Origin of the sequence: Buchnera aphidicola (Nipponaphis monzeni), from assembly GCF_006741185.1 — a bacterium.
In the GTDB taxonomy this organism is placed as follows: Bacteria; Pseudomonadota; Gammaproteobacteria; order Enterobacterales; family Enterobacteriaceae; genus Buchnera_H; species Buchnera_H aphidicola_T.
Genome location: NZ_AP019379.1, coordinates 450323 through 469970, shown reverse-complemented (window position 1 = coordinate 469970; position 19648 = coordinate 450323). Strand labels below are relative to the sequence as shown.

Sequence of the window (19648 nt, the reverse complement as noted above, 5' to 3'; positions counted from 1 at the left end):
TGTTTTAAGTATATTTTTATATATGGTTAATATGTATAAATTAATTGTGGTAAATTGCTAAAACGAAATGTAGATGTATTTGTCGCTTTAATGAATACCTTTTTACTACTATATATAAAAATTTTTTTTTTGCGCGAGTAATAGCTGTATAAATTAATTCTTTGGTACACAATTTAGAATATTTATTAGGTAATATAATAGCTATTGTATTAAATTCTGATCCTTGTGATTTATGTATTGTCATACACCAAGCTGTTTGATAATGTGTTAACAACTGTACAGGAATAATATTAATAGAATTATTTGGTAATAGAAAAAATGCTTTTAAGTGTTGATTAACATCATCTAACATTAAAATTCCTATATCTCCGTTTAATAATTTTAATGCTTTGTTACTTTTTGTAATTAAAATAGGTTTACCAACATATAATGAATTATTTAAATTAATATTATTGTGTATATATTTTTTATGTTGCATATTTAATTCAATATTTTTATTTATTCTATTTGTTCCGAATAATCCTTTATTTACAGCACATAGTATTCTATATTTGTTAAATATATATATTATTTGTTTTAATTCTTTTTTATTATAAATTGCTTGCCAATAATTTTCATAATTATTAGTAAGAGTGTTAATCATATTTTCGTACGAACATATGTTATATATTTCATTATATATCACGTTTTTGTAACTATTATTAAACAATTTTTTATGATTTTTATCATTATTTTTTAAAATCAATTGAGATAGTATCTTAATATGAGGAGCTTGTATAAATCTATAATTTTTTTTTAATATGCAAATGTTATCTTTTAAATTAGAATCAGTAGAACAATTTGATATTGGAACTTCGTAGTTTATAAAATATTTTAGTATTTTTGCTGTTTTTATACTATACTTATTATTTGCATGTTGACAAATATCTTTTAAAATATTACCAGGTTGAATAGAGGGTAATTGATTAAAATCTCCTATTAGAATTAATTTCGAATGTTTAGGTAATTTTTTAATTAGTTGCTCCATAATATAAATGTCAATCATCGAAGACTCATCAATTATAAGTATATCTAAATCTAATAATTCATTATCTTGTAAAATTTTTTCTTGAAATTTCGAATTAATTTTGAGTAATTTATGTAAAGTAATAGTTTTAGAAGGGAATATAAGTTTTTCTTGAGTAGTTATATCTAACCGTTTTAAATTATGTTTTAAAGACTCTGTTAATCTTATTGCTGCTTTACCAGTAGGCGCAGCTAATTTAATTTTAATAAATTTTTCTGATAAACGAATAAAAGATAAAATTATTTTTGAAACAACAGTAGTTTTTCCAGTTCCTGGGCCTCCAATAATAAATGTATTTTTATATAAAATAGATATAGCTACAGCTATTTTTTGTAAATTACAAAATTTTTGATTAAAAATTTTAGTTAGAACTTTTTTTATTTTGTAAGGCGTGTATTTTTTTTCTTGGGTTGGATTTTTGAAGTAATTTGATATAGATTGTTCAGATTTCCAAGTTTTATAAAGATATAAAGAATTTTTAAATAAAACTAATGGAGTTGGATATGAACCGTTCCCAATAATATTTTTATTTAACAAATTTTCAATTTTTTTTGTTTTAATATATTTTAAAAAATGTATAATAAATGTATTATTGTATTTTGAATAAAATAGTTTTTTATTTTCATTTATAGGTAGACAAACATGACCATCTATAATTGCTTGATGTACACATATTATTGCTAATGTAGTTATAGGTTCTTCTTTTTTATTAATAGATAAAGCAAACTGAGCATTAGTTGTATTTATTATATTATTTTTTTTTATATATTTTAATAATTTATTTGTTTTCATAAAATAATTATGAATTATTTAAGTAACGTATCTAATGTTTGAATTAAAGTGTATGAAGGTAATGTAAAAAATATACCGTTATTTTTATGTTTTTGATTAAAAGCTCTTATAAATAAATAGAAAACACCTCCAAAATTTTTTTTAAATGAATATCCATTCATTTTATTTTTTAAATGTCGATGTAAAGATAGACTGTAAATAATATATTGTAAGTCATAATTATTATTTGCAATAATTTTATATATTTTTTGAAATGTATAACAATTATTGTTTTTCCCTATCCAATTTGATTTGTAATCAATTATATAATATTTTTTATTCCAATAAAAAATAACATCTATAAATCCTTTTAGAACTCCTACAACTTTATCATATTTAATATTTGAAGACAACTTAGAAATAGGACTATATAATTTTAATAGTTTATTAATTTTTTCAAAATTAATTTTCTTTTGTAATGGTAGACAAAATTCAAATTCTTTTACATAATTTTGTTTTTCTAAATTTTTTAAAATTAGATGCTTAGTATTTAAAGAAATATTAAATATGCTTTCTATCCATGATTGAATTATATATACCCATTCTTGACTTAAGTTTATTTTGTTCAATTCTTGAGTAATTAATGAGCAATTTGCAGTTTTGTTAAAATCGCAGTTTTTTAAAATTTTGTGTAAAAATTTTCCATATGTTTTACCTCTAGGAAAAGTATGAGTATTTAATAATTTTTTGTTATTTCTATATTTTAATATTTTTTTCTCTTTAAAGTAATGTTCTTTATATAAAGACATATTTTTGGTATTAGACGCTATTTTAGAGAAGCTAATAATAGACCAATTATCTTTTATATTTTTATTTATTGTATGTAACTTAATTTTTGTACTTGATTCATCAATGATAATATTTTTTTTAAATTGTACTATTTTTTCTGATAATATTTTAATATTTTTATTAGTATCAAAAGTATGAAGTTGTTTATTTAATCCTGATTGAGAAAGTTTTTTCCCTTTTTGTATTAAGTATCCGAACCCACTATTATGAATATCTGTAAAAGAATTTTTACATGATCTAGTACCTTTAATTACTGGAGCAATTGCTATACTATTATGTAAAATACTTCTTGTTAGAGCAACATATATTAATCGTATTTCTTCTGACAAATGTTCTTTTTGCGATTTTCTTAAATTTTTTTTTTCATTATATAAATCTAATATAGATGTTAAATTTATTTTGTTATAAAAAATGCATTTTTTAATTTTAGAAAAATTGATTAAGAAAGGAATCCAAACTAAAGGGTATTCTAACCCTTTAGATTTATGTATAGTAGTAATATTAATATTATTAAAGTTATTATAATTTAATGCGTATGAATTTTTAATACCATTCTTAGATTGATTTATTTGATCAGCAAACCACAATAATAAAGTATGTTGATTATTTGTAAATTGTGATTGGTATTCTAAATTATCAGCAATTTTAAAAACATTTTCTAACAACTTTTGACGATTGTATAGATTTGCTGAAAAATTTTTTATTGCAAAATCTATTATAATTTGTTTTATGAGATAAAAGATTCCTTTTTTTTCCCACATATGAAAATAATTTTTAAACATACTAACAAATGACGATAATATATTTATATTGTTATTAATAGCATCAATATCATAAATAGTTTTAGATATTATAGTAGTTAAAAGTGCTTGTTTTATCTGGTTTATGTTATTAAAATTTAATATTGCTTGTAGTATTGTGAATATTTCAATTGTTTCTTTTTGATGATAAATGTCTTCTTTATAAGAATGATAAAATGAAGAAATATTATATTTATTTAATGCAGTAGTAATATAGTTAGATTCTTGTTTATTACGTACTAAAATAGTAATATCTTTAGCTTCTACAAATTTTTTTTTATTTTTTATATAAATAACAGCTCTTTTTTTCTTGCCTAAAGATAACCAATTGTATATGTTATAAGCACATTGATTACTACTCCAGTTTAAATATTCACTCATGCACATTATAGGAGCTTTTTTAAAAAAAATAGATAGTCCAGGTTGTGAGATGTTATCAATTTCAAAACTTATTTTATTACATGTATTTGCATAACTTATATTAAAATTTATATTTTTAAAAATAAAAGGGTTTTTAAATTGACTAAATAAAGTATTAATGCTTTCTATTACTTTGTAAGATGATCTCCAATTGACATTTAAATAGTAAATTGTTTTAAAACGTTGATATATCTTAAAATATGAAAATATGTTTGATCCTCTAAAACTATAAATAGATTGTTTTGGATCTGCTATTAATATTAAAGCTACTTTTTTTTTGTTAAAATACACTGTTTCAAATATTTTATATTGTTGAGTACTAGTATCTTGAAATTCATCAATTAATACTACTGGAAATTTTTTTCTTATAAAATTAGAAAGAAAGTTGTTATTTTTATTTAATGATTGATAAACTATAGATATTAAATCGTTAATTTCTATTTTTTCAGATATTTTTTTTTCATGTTTTATAAAATTTCGAATTGTCGTAATTGATTTATAAAGAAAAAATTCTTTAATAGAAAAGTTATTATTTAAAAAAATAGTAATAGTTTTCAAAAATGAATGTTGAGCTTTGAAGATATTTTTATTAATAAAAATTTTTTTTAACAATAGTAATTCTTTAGGAATAAAAAAACTTTTCGTTTGTTCATGACTCCATGATGTAATTATATTTATCCAGTTATATACTTTTTTTTTAGAATGTGTAATATTATTGAATAGGTATTGTTTAAACGTATTATTTTTAGTAATTATAAAATTCCATTTTTTTTTAAAAGATTTAATTTTATTTATTATATTTTCATAATATTGAATAAGTGTTATTTGCTTAAAACGATACGATTGGTAAATTTTAGTTTTATGAATTAATATTGGTTTAATTTCTTTTAGTAAATCTTTTGGTTCTTTCCAATAAGTATTAATTAATCGTATAATTTCTTCGGGTAGAGTATAGCAATATTTTCTCCAGAAATTAACTGTTGTTGTCAAATATAGTAAATCTTCATTATCTATAATTTTAGGTTTATGAAATAAATTAATATGAAATATATTTTGGTATATGATGTTTTGACAAAATTTATGTATAGTAAAAATAGCAGCGTTTTTTAAATTAGATTCTGCTATTTGTAGAACAGTGATTGCTTGTGGTATATTGCTAATATTTTGAAATAATTTATTTAGGACTTTGTTTACTTGTGGTTTACCTTCACATATATTTTTTAGCGTATGTATGTTTTCTTTGATTCGTATAATTAGTTCATCTTTAGATTTGTTAGTAAAAGTTAATACTAATATTTCTTGTACTGACAAATATTTATTGCTTTGATAATTACATTTAATATTTAATAACAATCTTAAGTAAAAAATTATTATACAAAAAGTTTTGCCAGTCCCTGCTGATGCTTGAATTAATATCTCTCCAGTAATTGGAGAGTTTAATATATCTATTAATGTAGGTTTTTTAAGTTTGTTCATTTTTTAAAATATTCAATATATTTAATGATATACGTATATATACGTCATTAAGTTAAATTTTTTAGAGGTAATTTTATTGTTGTTTGGTTAATTAAAATAGGTAATAACCATTTTTTTGATATATCACACATCTTAGTAATGTTACTTTTAGTTAGTACAGGAATAACTTGTTTTATATAAAAGTTTTCTTTTTCACCTGAAAAATAATCATTTCCATTCCATGTATCAGTAAATTTTTTTATTCCTTTTAAATGTTTTATATTGTTATTTGTAATAATATTGTTTTTTTTATCAAATACAGTTGTTAACCATATTAGACCAGATTTTGTTAGTAATAGAGGATCATTCATTCCTTTTGTATATGCATCTATATAACTATGTAGATAATAATATGCAGATTCTACAGTTAGATTTTCAAATTTTAATATAGATGAATTCAGCCCAATCATTAAACTATTTTTTTTACCACCAGATAAACAATAAAAAAGATGTTTAAACCATAAATCAATAGAATCATTAAAATTTAAAATTTTTGGCCGCCATTCTAACAATCCTATTTTACAAATTTGAGTTAATAATCCATTAATTAAACAATTTTTAATTTGAACGTTTATAGTTTTAGTTTTAGGAAATTTTCTTAAATATAATATTTTTTTTGCTATATCTAACATTTTTTCTTTACAATTATTAAATATTGCGATTCCTATTTCCCCATGTGGAAGTAATCCAGATTTTTCATAATGTTGAAATATATAATTTATACTTTTTTGATAAACTATTGCATTTAAAATATCTTTACATAAATTATAATTATTTATTTTATTTAAAGTGAAATTTTCTACATTGTTATTTTGTAATTCTAAACTTGTTTCAATTATTTTTAATCTATGGCGACAAAAATAACGTATAGGATTTTTCCAAAAAAAAATAAAATGGTTCAAATTAATTTTTTTTGTTTGAATAGATTTAAAAGATTGAAAAGGTTCAAAAATTTTTATTTCGTAAAAATTAACAAATTTTGATAAATAAAAATATGTTTTATTAAAACTTTTATAAGAATTATTATATATAAAATTTTTTATAGAATAGGCATTATTTTCGTGTGTAGTATGTAAGTGTGAAATAACATTTTTAGATTGTTTTTTTAAAGTTAGATGTTCTTCTCCTTTTATATAATAATAAGTAGATATAAATTTAATTAATATTTCTATTGTTAATGGAAATTGATATTTATTAAATAATTTTGTTGCATTATTATTATAACTAATAAATAAATATTTTGTAGCTGTCAACAATACTTGTAAAATTAAATGATGATATTTATCATCTTTACTATTATCAAATAACGTTGGATGTTTTTTAATTAAATCATAAGAATTTACAGAATGAAATTTGTTTTCAATGCAATGATTTAAACCTAAAATATAAATTACTTTAAATGGAACATATTTTAAAACATTCATATTACAAAAAATTGTACATCCTTGAAACAATTGTTGATCAGATATAGATGATTGTAATATGCACATTATTTTTCTTTTTAAAATTTTTATAGAAATTTTTTTTTATAGTTATTTTTAATTCCAGTATTAATAAATGTGTTCCATACATTTTTTATTATTAATGTTTTTTTATTGACTTCAGAGTTATTAATGTGAAAAAAATCATTAATTATTTTTGTACATAGAGGTAACCAATTTTTTAAAAGCTTAGAATGCTGAAGTATTTTTCTCCACTTATTTAATACAGTAATAAATTTAGACAATTTGTTAATTATATTTATATTTAAATTATTAGGAAAATTACAGGATAGTATTGAATTCCATATTACATTTTTATCTTGAATGGCATAACCTAAAAACATTCTGTCAATTCCATATTTCCAGGTATTATATTTATTACAAGGAATAGATATTTCTTTAAGATGTTGGTTACTAATACCCCATTTTATATTAGTGTGCGTAATAAACTGCTCTAATAAAATTAGTTCTTCTTCAGAAAAACAAAATTTTTTGTTGATAAATGGCAATCTTAAGTAAGATAATATTTCATTGGTAGTATATATATTTTCTGATAAAGTAAGTATTTTTTTAAAAAAATTAAATATTGAGTTATTATAGTTTATGTTTTTGTTATGTATTATATATGGTATTTGAAATTTTTTGGTTACCGTATTAAAAATACTATTAATAAATGGAGTGTAATTACTGATATTATTAGACACTACTAATATATCTTTTGGTTTGATAGAATCGTTTTTATTGAGAACGTTAATTAAATTATCGTGTAGTATTTCAATTTCACGTTTAAAGTTATAGCATGCGTGTATACTTATTGAAGTATCGTGTTTACAAAAAAATTTTTTATAATTATTTTGTATCTTATGTTGGCAATATGTTATATCAAATTGAATTTTTCTTAATAAATTTGATTGATAATTTGAATGTGTATATATTGTTTTTTTTATTTGTTGAGAATTTAGAATTAATAATTTAGTATAATCAAATTTACCTAAAAATTTTAAAATAGGATTAAAAAAATTATTGTTGCAAACATTGTGAAATGTTAAAACTTTTTTATTATCATTTTTTAAAAATTTTAAGGTATTAAAAGGTGAATAACATAATAATATTATTTTAAATAAACGACTTAATTTATTTAATAATAACAAGTATGTATAGTTAAGATTATAGATGCTACATATTGTGATCCTAGAGGCGAATAACCACTTACTTTTTAAATAATTTATATTATTCATTGCTAATAGTTTTTCAAATAAATTAGAAAAATTATATTTCAATTTATTTGAATCACAATTTATAATTAATTTCCAAAGTTTACTTTGACATAATTTTGAATGTGAGGTTGTATTATAGTTAATAATATCTTGTTCCCAATTTAATATCCAATTTGGTCTTTGAACCATATATTTTTGAAATAAAATGCTAAAATAGGATGCAAAATGTGATTTTTTAATAGATGATTTTGTAGCATTAAATCCAATTTTATAAAAATTTTCAGTTTCTTGTAATGCCATAATTTTCCAAAATAAAGATACGTTATTATAATATTCATTATTACAATGTGGTAAAATATATTTAAAAATTTTCCATATAAATTCGTGTAAAGTGTAGAATTCAATATTAGAAGATATCCCTGAATAATTAGCTATAAAAATTTTTATCCATTGACTTACTTCTTTATTATCAATAATAAATATTTCTTTTTGTAAAGGATTTTTTGTAGGTGTATTTTGAATAATATTACATGCTTTTTTTATTAAGAATTCAAGTTTATTTGAAATATATGCCTCTATCATAAAACACCTTTTACTAAGAATGAATGTGTATTAAAAATATAGTTCATTATATAAAAAAACTAATTTAATAATAAATTTTATTTAAATATAGTATTTAATATATACAATAAATATATTGTGAATAATACATTTTTTATAACTCTTTGTATAAAAAGTTTTTTTTGTAATTAATATTAACATCTATTTGAGGATAAGGAATATTTATATGATTTTTATCTAAAGATTTTTTAAATTTAGCCATTAAGTCCCAGTATACTGAATTTAAATCATTTGTATTACTCCAGCAACGTGCGATAAAGTTAATAGAATATGGTGCAAGTTCGGTTAATCCTACTGTGATATCACGGTTTTTAAGTACTCTTTCTTCATTTAACATAACATTTTTTAATACTTTAACAACTAAATCTATATCAGAATTATAACTAACACTTATAATAAATTCATTTCTTCTAAAGGGTTCCCTAGAATAATTTACAATATTACTTGAAATAATTTTATTATTAGGAATAACAACTATTTTACCATCTAATGTTTTTAAAGTAGTATAAAAAATATGTATATTTAAAACAGTTCCAGAAACGTTATCTAAATTAACATATTCTCCTGTACGTAATGGTCTTAACGAAACTAGTAAAACTCCAGCTGCGAAATTAGATAATGAACCTTGTAAAGCTAAACCAATAGCCATACCTGCTGCTCCTAGTATAGTTATAACTGAAGTTGTTTGTACTCCGATACATCCGAGTGAAGCAATGATAAAAAATGTAATTGTCGCATATCTAAATAATGCAGATAAAAAATTAGAAATGGTGGAATCAATATTTCTAGTAATTAAAACTTTATTAATTCCTTTAGATATTATCCGTGCAATAAATAATCCTATAACAAAAATAGTAATGGAAGAAATTACATTAATAAAATAACTTAATAATAATTCTTGATTTCTTATAATCCAACTTCCAGCATGGTTAATATCATTAACTACATTTAAATCATGCATGTTGTTTTATTCCTTATGTTAAAAATGATTAACTTTATCCAATACATATTATATATTTAATGTCGTACATATAGTTATTTTGTGTCATTATTCTTAATTTAAGAATAGGTACGGAGAATAAGGTTATTTATTCTCCGTTATACTCAAAGGAGTTTACATATGAATAAAAATTTTTTATGTTATTTATTTTAATGAAGTGTTTAAAGAATTACATGCGTTCAACTCTTTAAATGTTATTTCTAATCTTTTTGATATAGACATTTGAGAAGCTCTCATCCAAACTCTTGGATCATAGTATCTTTTGTTAGGATTTTTTTTTCCTTTTGGGTTACCTAGTTGTTTTTGTAAATAATCTTTATTTTTTTTATAAAATTGTAAAATTCCTTCCCAAGAAGCCCATTGAGTATCAGTATCAATATTCATTTTTACTACCCCGTATTTAATAGATTTTTTAATATCTGTTAAATCAGATCCTGAACCTCCGTGAAACACAAAATTTACTGGATTAAAAGGAAGGTTATGTTTTTGGCTTAAGTAATCTTGAGATTGTTTTAGAATAATAGGTTTTAATTGAACGTTTCCTGTTTGGTATACTCCATGAACATTGCCAAAAGATGCAGCTATAATGAAATAAGGACTAATAGAGTTTAATTTTTCATATGCATAATTCACATCTTCAGGTTTTGTATAAAGAAGTTCTGCATTTATATGAGTGTTGTCAACTCCATCTTCTTCGCCTCCAGTACATCCTAATTCTATTTCTAACATCATATTATAATTTTTTATTTGTTTTAAATATTGGCTACAAATATTTATATTATCTTTAATTTTTTCTTTAGACAAATCTATCATATGAGAAGAAAAAAGTGGTTTTCCTGTATTTTTAAAGTGTTTTTTTCCTACATTTAGTAATTCATCTATCCAAGGTAATAATTCTTTATGGCAATGATCTGTATGTAATATAACTGGAATGTTATAATATTTAGCTACAATATGTACATGTTGCGCCCCAGAAATAGCTCCTATGACAGCTTTTTCATGTTTTTTTTTTGTTTTTATTCCATCTCCAGCCATAAAAGCAGATCCTCCATAAGAAAATTGTATTATAATTGGAGAATTAACTTTAGAAGCTGTTTCTAAAGCAGCATTTATAGAATCTATATTAGTGCAATTTACCGCAGGTATTGCAAAATTATTTTTTTTTGCCACTTTAAATATTTTGTGTATATCTTTAGCTGCAATAACTCCAGGTTGTATATGTTCTGATATTGTAGGCATAAATTAAATTTCCTATTTTAAAAATATGTAAATATTATTTAATATTAAAACAAATAATTTATCTATTGTTGAATACTTTTTAGAATGTTAATTCTTTTATAAAGATCTTTGTTCTAGCAATTTAATTACAGGTAATTGTTTTCCTTCTAAAAATTGTAGAAATGATCCACCTCCAGTTGAAATATAAGAAATTTTATTTTTAATACTGAACATATCTATTACTGATAGAGTGTCTCCTCCGCCCGCTACAGAAAAACCACGACTATTTGCGATACTAGTGGCTATGATTTTAGTACCTATTCTAAAATTTGGAAATTCAAATACTCCTACAGGTCCATTCCATATAATAGTTTTCGCTGTATTAATAATGTTTTTTGCTAGCTTAATAGTTTCATCACCTAAATCCATAATTTCTTCTTGATTATTAATGTTAGAAACTGTTTTTACGTTAGCTAATGATTTGCTAGAAAAAGTATGTCCAACTCTGGAATCTATAGGAATTAGAATGTTATATTTATTTTTTAATTTTTTAGCTAATGGTATAAATTTTTTTTCATATAATGAATTACCAACATTGTTATCAATAGCAATAAAAGTATTAGCTATTCCACCACCTACAATAATTGTATCAGCTATTTTTCCTAAAGAATTTAATAATTTTAATTTTGTAGATATCTTAGAACCTCCTACAATAGCAACAATAGGTTTCATAGGATTTATAAAAATTTGAGATAATATTTTTATCTCGCGCTCTAATAATAGTCCAGCACATACTATTGGAGTAAACTTCATTATTCCATATGTGGACGATTGTTTTCTATGAGCACTGCCAAATGCATCCATCACAAAGATATCACATAGTTTAGAGTAATTTTTAGATAATTTATCACAGTTAATACTTTCACCTATATTAAATCTTACATTTTCTAATAAACATACTTCTCCAGGTTCAATTTTTTTTGAGTCCACATAATTTGAACAAAAATGAACTGAAGTATAAGATAATTTTTTCTTTAAATATTTAAATACTGGCAATAAAGAATATTTTTCAGAATACTCACCTTCTATTGGTCTATTTAAGTGCGACATTATAATAACTTTTGATTTTTGTTGAATTGCATATTGAATTGTTGGTAAAGCAGCTAAAATACGTGCATCAGAAGTAATTTTTTTATTATATATAGGTACATTTAAATCAGTTCTAATAAGTACTTTTTTATTATGTAAGTTTAACTCTTTTATTTTTACGATAGACATTATGTATTTTCCTTAAAAAATTTTAGTTTATTTATTACTGAATAAAAGCATTTATTAATTTTTTATTTTAGAATTATTGTATTCTATTAAATTATAATAATTTTAAAAAATTATTAAACAACGTACTATCAGTAATATAATAAAAATATTAGATTTTATTTAAAATATTAAATAAATGATGTATGAATAGTAGTTATAGTAGCTAATATGTAAATATATTGTATATATAACAATTGTTAGTATAACTTTACATCAAACTAGTAATTAAATAATTAGTTATTATTTCTTAATTTAATATTTTTAAATAAAATTTGTTGACATCGTAATGTACATAATAATGTATGTAATTTGAATATTAAATAAATGTTACAAAATTTTGACAATTTAAGTTAAATATTAAAAAATATGTTATTATTCAATTTTAAAATTAGCTAATAATCCAATGATGAAAACCATCGAGAAGCATTTGTATTGATATCATGATTAATACTAAACCCATTAATTTTTCTAATGCGTTTACACCTTTAGATCCAAATAAATTTAAAAAAATTTCAGAAGAAAGTAAAATTATTAAACTAATAGTCCAAGCTATAAACAAAGAACCTATTAGCAAAAAAATTTTATGTTTATACTGATGTGCTAATAACATTAATGTTGCTAATAAAGAAGGACCTGCTACAAGTGGAATAGCTAAAGGAACTAAAAAAGGTTCATCTTCTGATTCATTAATTGTCTCAGTGTAATCTGGAAAAATCATTTTTATAGCAATTAAAAATAAAATTATACCTCCGGCAATTACGACTGTTTCTGTTTTTAAATTAAGAATAGCAAGTATTCTTTCTCCAGAAAATAAAAATAGTAACATTATAAATAACGAAATGACCATTTCTCGAATTAAAATAATTCTTTGTCTTTTTGGTTGAAAATTTTTTAAAACTGACATAAATATTGGAAGGTTTCCTAGAGGGTCCATTATTAACACTAATAATATAGTAGCCGAGATTATCTCAGTCATCGTAGTCTGTTCCTTGTATGTAATTTTAGTTAAAGTATTTTGACTAGAATATGTTGGAATTAATTATTTTGATAAGTAAGTAATAAATATTAATAAAACATTTATGATGAAAATGTTTACTTATTTGGAGTTAATATTAAAATGTTATTGAGAAATTAATTTAAAAATTTTAATTTTAAAAGTTTTTATGGTAATTGCTATGCTTGTATTTCTTAAATTTGTTAAACTATTTTTTAATTATTGCTTAGTATAATATGTTGTTAATAAATTTAAGATAAAAGGTAACATATTTATTTAAATATTAATTTAAATATCTCATAACAAACTATTTATAAAGAAATTTATTTTTCAAACTATATATTAGAGTATTTTTGTATGATAGTTTAAGTATTGTTTTTCAGTGTAAATCAGTAATTAAACATTTTTTTTAAATTCATTTTTTTATTTTTATAATTACTTGTGAAATTTCTTTATTATTAAAATAATAATAGCTTTAATTAATTTTTTGTATCATAGTATTAGTTAATATTTAATTATGAACAATTTATATTTATATATATAAAAAGTAATTTACAATATAATCATTTGTTATTTATTAAAACTTTAAGTTTTATTGTATACAATAACAGTTAATATGTTTATTTAAAAGATTTTTTAAATTTTTAAAAAATCTTTTAAATAAACATATTTGGTGACATCCGTATTTTAAATAATTGGAAGTGTTAACATGAAAAAAAAAGTAGGTTTTGTTGGATGGAGAGGAATGGTTGGATCAGTACTTTTAAAACGTATGGAGAAAGAAAATGATTTTAATAATATTATTCCTATATTTTTTACTACGTCTCAATTAGGAGGGCTTTCTCCATTAATTAATAATATCTCTTTTGGAAAATTAAAAAACGCATATGATTTTGCAATACTAATGTCTTTAGATATATTAGTCACTTGTCAAGGAGGTGATTATACCAATGTTGTATATTACAAATTAAGAACTATGGGGTGGAAAGGATATTGGATAGATGCAGCATCATCCTTGCGCATGAATAAAGATGCACTTATTGTGTTAGATCCTGTTAACCGTCTATTGATTGATGATAGTATAAGTTGTGGGATAAAAACATTTGTAGGTAGCAATTGTACAGTAAGTTTGATGCTAATGGCTTTAGGTGGATTATTTAAATATAAATTAATTGATTGGATTTCTGTAACTACTTATCAAGCAGCTTCAGGAGCAGGGGCAAGTTATATGAAAGAATTGTTGATGCAAATGAACTCTATTGTTCCCATTTTTGGTAACATTTTACACAATCAAAACATTTCTATTTTAGATATCGAAAAAAAAATTACTAATTTTTTGAATAATTCTGAAATGTTATCTAAAAATTTTAAAGTACCTTTAATTAATAGCTTAATTCCTTGGATAGATATTAAAATGAAAAATGAACAAACAAGAGAAGAATGGAAGGCTGAATCAGAAGTAAATAAAATGCTTAGCACTAATAAAAAAATTTTAATTGACGGTAATTGCGTGAGAATAAGTACGTTGAGATGTCATAGTTTATCATTTACAATTAAATTAAATAAAGATATTAATATACGTGAAATAAATCAAATTTTGTCTGACCACAATAAATGGGTAACAATAATACCTAATAATGAAATTTCAACTATTAATCATTTAACTCCTTTAGCTGTATCGGGTACTTTAAAGATACCTATTGGTCGGATACGAAAACTTAGTATTGGAAAAAAATATTTATCAGCATTTGTTGTAGGTGACCAATTATTATGGGGAGCTTCAGAGCCTATACGTAGAATGTTACAAATATTGTTATAATAAAAAATTTTTGAAAATATTAAAATACTCGTTATTTTTGTAATAGATATCTATAAGGAGTATTACATATATAATACTCTACTAAAATATGATTCATAAAGTAACAAAATATAGGAATATCACGTTTAGTAGATACATCGTTTGATAGCACTAGTAATAATTCTTTACAAGCTATATGTCTAATTTTTTGTCTTAAAAACATGATTGTATCAGGGCATGTAGATTTTCTTAAATCTAAAAAGTTTTTGTAAAATATTTTCATTTTTGGATTTTTTCAATTTTATATATAAATATGTATTTGTTTGTTTATTAATTAATATACACTAACAAATTGTTTATTATTTTTTTTTAATACATCTTTTTATTATTATAAATAATTGTTTATAAAGTAATTAAAATAATATAACATTATTGTTTTTTTAAACATAAAGTGCAAATGTTTATACAAATATTTTTTTAATACAAAAGATATTCTAAAGAATATTATGTACTAATAGTATTTTACTATTATTATACATATTATGTATATTTACTGCCTGCATATACATTATATTTTATACAACTTATGAGTTTATTAAAAATACAGATTTTTTTCATATTCACGAAATAAATTTTTTTAAGAATACTTTATTAAAATAAAGCATTGTACTACAAAAATTAAATATTTTAAAATTTTTTGATTATATTAATATTTGAATATATATTTGAAACGTAAAAAATTATATTTAAAATAGTATAAGAGATAAATCTTCTAATTTATTATCAATTGATATGTTTATATTTTTTTTAATAGAAGTTTCTATTAATAAAATAATATGAATCATTTTGTACAATTGTGTATTAGTACATTTTTTACAAGCATTTATAAATAAACAGTATCTATTTTTATAAACTTTGTTTTTTTGTAGAAAAGCATTAAACGAAATTTTATTTTGCCTTTTCATATTAATTAATATTAATAAGTTATTTGTTAAAGCTTTTATTAACATAAGAGGATGAAATTTGTTTTTAATTAAGTTATTCAAAATTTTTAAAGATTCTTTTTTTTGATTAGATAATATAGCATCAATCCAATTTAATATTGAAAAATTAGTTGAATTATTAATAATTTTTTTTATTTGTAGTGTTGTAACATAAGAATTTGGCCATAACAAACAAATTATATCTATTATTTGTTTTAATTCTAACAAATTATTTAAATAATATTTGCATAATATTAATTTAGCTTGATTTTCTATTGTAATTTTATTACTTTTTATTTTAAAATTAATCCATTTTTTTAGTTGATTGTTATTTAATGAAGAACAATTAACAATGGTTCCTAAAGTGTTAAAATTATTTAATTTATAACTATTATATTGAATGGACCAGCTATAATAATTAATTATAATGATAGTATCAGATGATATTAAATTAAAAATTTTTTTTAAATTGTTAATTAATTGATTATAAACATTATTTTTTTTAATGATGATAATTATTACCTTTTTGTTATTAAATAACAATTTGTTTTTTAAAATAAAAAAAATTTTTAGCCAATCTGATTCTTTTTCTAATATAAAAAAAAATTTTTTTGTATATTCTTTTTTATAAGCAGTTTGTATTATTAATTTTGTGCTTTCTTCTATTAAAATATTTTCTTTCCCTAGTATTAAATAAAACAAATTTAATTGTGTATTTAAATTAGAAATAAGATGTTGATAGTTTATATAAAGCATTTTGTAAAGGACCTTAATATAATAACATTATTTATTAAGCCATTAATTACTCATAGAAATATTATTTATTAATTAAAGATGATTGCATTTAAAAAATGTTTTTTATACAATTACGAAATTAATTAATTTATTTGGTATATAAATTATTCTTTTTATAACATGACTGTTCAGATATTTCGATATTTTAATATTATTTTTTGCAATTAATATTGTTTCATTTTTTGAAATTTGTGATTTAACATCAAAAACATGACGAGTTTTACCGTTAATTTGTACTATAATTGTATAATATTTTTTTTTAACAAATTGTAAATTTGGGATTGGCCATTTTTCATGTTCAGTTATTTTTTTTGTATTTTTTAAATGACTTAATAACACATGACTAAAGTGAGGTGTAAATGGGTACATCATTTTTAATATAGTAAGTAACGATTTTTTTATGATGAAGTAATTTTCAACATCTTTGATATTTACTTTTTTTATTACATTAAAAAATTTAAAGATAGAAGAAATTGCAGTGTTAAAAGATTGATTTTTATTAATAGCATCTGATACTTTTATAATTGTTTTGTTCAATTCATATAAAATATGTTGTTTTTTTGAGTCAATGTATTTAAGTTGTTTTGTATTAGTAATATTAATAGAATTTTTTAAAAAATTAAAAGTCATATTCCACAATTTATTAAGAAATCGATATGTTCCTTTAACTCCATCTTCTTTCCATTCTAATGCAGATTCTGGTGGAGCTGCAAATAATATAAATAATCTTAATGCATCAGCTCCATAGTGTTCTATTATAGTTTTTGGTTCAATTCCATTTTTTTTAGATTTAGACATTTTTATTTTACCAGCGTATAGTACTTTATTTTTACTTTTTTTATCGTATATATAATTAGCTTTTTCTATATGATCATATGAGGTGCATACATTTTCAGGAGAAACCCATATTTTTTTATTATTATTTTTATAATAATATGCATCTGATACTACCATTCCTTGACATATAAGTTTTTTTACAGGTTCATTCGTAGAAACTAAATTAAAGTTTTTTAATATTTTATGAATATATCTAAAATATAATAAATGCATAACAGCATGTTCAATACCTCCAATATAGCAATCAATTGGTAACCAATATTTTGAAGCTTCAGGATCAATCATTCCTGAATTAAAATGAGGATTTGTATATCTTAAATAATACCAAGATGATTCCATAAAAGTATCAAAAGTATCCGTTTCACAAATTAGTTTATTTCCATGAATATTTATAATATTTGTCGGACTATTGTATTTGTAATTAGAATTATATAATTCTTTTATTGGTATATTTTCTGGTAATATTATAGGTAATTTTTCTTCTGGTATTTCAATAAATTGTTTGTTTGTTAATTTAGCAATAGGTATAGGAGTTCCCCAATAACGTTGTCTAGAAACATTCCAGTCTTTTATTTTAAAATAGATCTTTTTTTTTAATTTATTATTTTTTTTTAAATGCTGTATGAGTATTGTATTACCTTGTACATTACTTAATCCATTTAGTAACTTTCCAGAATTAAACAAATTACCCTTTTCTATCATTGGTTGTTTGTTAATATGAGGTTTACTACCATCTAAACAAAGAATAACAGGTTTAATTTTTAATTTTTGAGCTATTGCAAAATTCCAATCATTGACATTATGAGCTGGTACTGAAATGATTGCTCCTGATCCGTAATCTGGAATAACAAAGTTTGCAATCCATATAGGTAAAAGGGTTTTGGTAATTGGGTGAATTGCAAATTTTTTAGTATTTTTACCTTTATTCTTAATATCTTGTATATTTGTTAAATGAGTTAATTGGTAAGTATATTTTTCTATAAATTGTTTAATTTTATTATTTTTTTTAGAAAGTTTTTTAGCAAATAAATGAAATGGTGATATAGAAACAAATGTTGCTCCCATAATACAATCTGGTCTAGTAGTAAATATTAGTATTTTTTGATTGCTATTAAAAACATTTAATTCAAATTCTACTCCTGAAGATTTTCCGATCCAATTTTTTTGCATATCTTTAACTTTTTTGGGCCAATATTTCAATATTTTTAAATCTTCTAGTAGTTGTTCTGCATAATCACTTATTTTTATAAACCATTGAGGAATATTTTTTTTAATAACTTTTGTGTCACATCTCCAACAAGATCCATTAACTACTTGTTCGTTTGCTAGCACTATATTATCTTGGGGGCACCAATTGACAGACGATTTTTTTTTATAGACCATTTTTCTTTTATAAAGTTGAATAAAAAACCATTGTTCCCATCGATAAAATTCTGGTTTACAGGTAATAATTTCTCGTGTCCAATCATAACTTAAACCTAAGGATTTTAATTGTTCTTTCATATATTTTATGTTTTTATATGTCCATTCAGAAGGAGTTATATTATTTTGAATTGCTGCTTCTTCTGCAGGTAATCCAAAAGCATCCCATCCTATAGGATGTAATACATTTTTACCTAACATACGTTGATATCTTGCAATAACATCTCCAATTGTATAATTTCTTACGTGACCCATGTGTAATTTACCAGATGGATAAGGTAGCATTGATAAACAGTAATATTTTTTTTTACTAAAATCTTCTTTCACTTTGAAAGATTTATGTTTATCCCAATGATTTTGAACATAAAGCTCTATTTTTTTATGATGATATGTTTTTTCCATATGTTTCTTAATATTTTGTTATATAATGAGTAATGTAAATTATAAATATATTTAAAAAAAAATTATTTAAACAATGTATAATGTATAAATATTAAACGTACTTAAAGTTAGATTAATATTTAATATGTTTAGCATATGTTAA

General features: G+C 21.5%; 12 protein-coding genes. 1 reads left to right on the top strand and 11 read right to left on the bottom strand.

The features are described from left to right. Window positions 1-40 precede the first annotated feature (40 nt). From recD to BUCNMO_RS01795, 8 genes are all read right to left on the bottom strand, one after another. Entirely contained in the window at window positions 41-1858 is a 1818-nt protein-coding gene (gene recD, locus BUCNMO_RS01830; RefSeq protein WP_158345073.1) for an exodeoxyribonuclease V subunit alpha, read from the bottom strand. A 14-nt stretch (window positions 1859-1872) separates the two neighbouring features. Then, complete coding sequence (recB, locus tag BUCNMO_RS01825) at window positions 1873-5382, bottom strand: exodeoxyribonuclease V subunit beta (protein ID WP_158345071.1); 3510 nt, start codon at window positions 5380-5382, stop codon at window positions 1873-1875. A 47-nt stretch (window positions 5383-5429) separates the two neighbouring features. Next, window positions 5430-6911 (bottom strand): exodeoxyribonuclease V subunit gamma, encoded by a 1482-nt coding sequence (locus tag BUCNMO_RS02470; RefSeq protein ID WP_158345069.1) that lies wholly within the window; start codon window positions 6909-6911, stop codon window positions 5430-5432. A 20-nt stretch (window positions 6912-6931) separates the two neighbouring features. After that, entirely contained in the window at window positions 6932-8701 is a 1770-nt protein-coding gene (locus BUCNMO_RS01815) for an exodeoxyribonuclease V subunit gamma (protein WP_158345067.1), read from the bottom strand. Between the two features lie 133 nt (window positions 8702-8834). After that, entirely contained in the window at window positions 8835-9701 is an 867-nt protein-coding gene (mscS, locus tag BUCNMO_RS01810; protein ID WP_158345065.1) for a small-conductance mechanosensitive channel MscS, read from the bottom strand. A gap of 183 nt (window positions 9702-9884) precedes the next feature. Further along, a complete protein-coding gene (fbaA, locus tag BUCNMO_RS01805) occupies window positions 9885-10979 on the bottom strand; it encodes a class II fructose-bisphosphate aldolase (RefSeq protein ID WP_158345063.1) in 1095 nt (364 codons plus the stop codon). A 96-nt stretch (window positions 10980-11075) separates the two neighbouring features. Then, window positions 11076-12236 carry a phosphoglycerate kinase gene (locus BUCNMO_RS01800; protein WP_158345061.1) on the bottom strand — a complete coding sequence of 387 codons (1161 nt, stop codon included), beginning with the start codon at window positions 12234-12236 and terminating at the stop codon, window positions 11076-11078. A 427-nt stretch (window positions 12237-12663) separates the two neighbouring features. Continuing rightward, window positions 12664-13251, bottom strand: a complete 588-nt coding sequence (locus BUCNMO_RS01795) for a YhgN family NAAT transporter (RefSeq protein ID WP_158345059.1) — start codon at window positions 13249-13251, stop codon at window positions 12664-12666. Between the two features lie 727 nt (window positions 13252-13978). Between BUCNMO_RS01795 and asd the strand changes: the two genes are divergently transcribed. Further along, complete coding sequence (asd, locus tag BUCNMO_RS01790) at window positions 13979-15088, top strand: aspartate-semialdehyde dehydrogenase (protein ID WP_158345057.1); 1110 nt, start codon at window positions 13979-13981, stop codon at window positions 15086-15088. A 31-nt stretch (window positions 15089-15119) separates the two neighbouring features. Here asd and tusA read toward each other — a convergent pair whose 3' ends face one another. The 3 genes from tusA to leuS form a co-directional block, all read right to left on the bottom strand. Beyond that, complete coding sequence (tusA, locus tag BUCNMO_RS01785) at window positions 15120-15350, bottom strand: sulfurtransferase TusA (RefSeq protein WP_158345055.1); 231 nt, start codon at window positions 15348-15350, stop codon at window positions 15120-15122. 463 nt (window positions 15351-15813) lie between these two features. Continuing rightward, window positions 15814-16806: a DNA polymerase III subunit delta gene (holA, locus tag BUCNMO_RS01780; RefSeq protein ID WP_158345053.1), complete on the bottom strand. Its 993-nt coding sequence runs from the start codon at window positions 16804-16806 to the stop codon at window positions 15814-15816. A gap of 102 nt (window positions 16807-16908) precedes the next feature. Then, window positions 16909-19506, bottom strand: a complete 2598-nt coding sequence (leuS, locus tag BUCNMO_RS01775) for a leucine--tRNA ligase (RefSeq protein WP_158345051.1) — start codon at window positions 19504-19506, stop codon at window positions 16909-16911. Window positions 19507-19648 lie beyond the last annotated feature (142 nt).